The sequence below is a fragment of the Campylobacter sp. 2014D-0258 genome (genome assembly GCF_008000495.1).
In the GTDB taxonomy this organism is placed as follows: domain Bacteria; phylum Campylobacterota; class Campylobacteria; order Campylobacterales; family Campylobacteraceae; genus Campylobacter_D; species Campylobacter_D jejuni.
This window is the reverse complement of sequence record NZ_VOAR01000023.1, coordinates 1-1,471: the sequence shown is the minus strand read 5'-3', so window position 1 is coordinate 1,471 and position 1,471 is coordinate 1. Positions and strand designations below refer to the sequence as shown.

1 pseudogene is annotated in these 1,471 nt (G+C 29.1%); it reads left to right on the top strand.

The features are described from left to right. Positions 1-86 precede the first annotated feature (86 nt). Positions 87-1,471, top strand: a pseudogene (locus SR62_RS04435) (ShlB/FhaC/HecB family hemolysin secretion/activation protein); the annotation flags it as partial.

Below are 1,471 nucleotides of genomic sequence, written 5' to 3'. Positions count from 1 at the left end.
AAATGAAACGCATTATCTTACTATCTAGTTTAGCTATCTTAAGCCTTTATGCTAGTGATACTAAAGATAATAAAAAAACCATACAAATGTTAGAACAATCTCCTTATAAAGAAGATGCTAACTTAAAAAACTACAACAAACACTTTAAAAGTAAAAGATGGAGTGATTATCATAGATCATTCTAATACTAGTGATGACAATAATTCAAAAACCATCAACACAAAGAAAAACACTCAAAAAGATAATAACAACACTCAAAAAAATCAACCTAACTTGTCTAATGATAATACTTTAAAAACTAAAACCCCAAATTCAAACACTCCTTCTTTAAAAAATACTTCTAAAGAAGAATCAATTCATAAAGTTAGCTTTAACTTTCATATTACCAATAAAAACATAAACTTTAAAGATCTAGGTTTAGATGAGCAAGTTTTACAAGAAGCCTTAAACGATTACAAAAAAGAAAGTATTTCAGTTCAAGACTTACAAGATATAGCCAATATCATTTCTTATTATGTTCAAGTTAGTGGTTATCCTGCTGCTACAGCTTATATCCCACAACAAGAACTAAAAGATCAAATTCAAATCAATATCACCTTAGGTGTTTTAGGTAAATATGTGGTTCAAAACAATTCTAGTGTAAGAGATTATGCTATAGAAAGTAAATTACCTAATCATAAAGGTGAAATCATCACTACTAAATTAGTAGAAGATGCAGTTTATAAAGTCAATGAAATGTATGGTATACAAACCCTTGCTTCTTTAAAAGCAGGAGATAATCCAGGTGAAACAGATGTAGTGATAGAAACTACCCCTAGTGATAGCTTTGTTTCTGTATTGTTTTATGGGGATAATTATGGTATAGAAGAATCAGGCAGATATAGGGGCGGTGCTAGTATGAGTTTTAATAACATAGCTCATCAAGGAGATAGTCTTAATGCTTATTTGCAAAGAAGCGATGAAGCACAAACTAACTATGGTATAAGCTATACTACTTTCTTAGGGAATTTAAAAATCACTCCAAGTTATTCTAAAGGAAACTATGCTTTAGGGGGAATTTGGAGAGAATTTGACTTTATAGGAACTTCTGAAAATCTAGGTATAGATTTAAAATATCCTTTGTGGATTACGACTTATAATTCTTTTTATTTAACTTCAAGCTATTATCATAAAAAGCTTCGTGATTCTAAATTTGATATTTTAACTTTTGATAAAAGCTCTGATACAATAAGCTTTGGTATAGAAGGAGTTTATAATGGTATTAGTAATGATAGTTTTTCTTATAGTGCTAATAAGCTATGGTAATGTTAAAGATGAAGGTATGACTATAGTAGGTATAGGAACAAGCAAAGTAGGTGGAGTAGAATTTGGAAAATTTGCTAAACTCAATGTCAATCTTAACAATGCTTATTTCCTTAATGATACCTTTACTCATCTTTTTAGTTTAAATTATCAACAAGTTATCAATGGA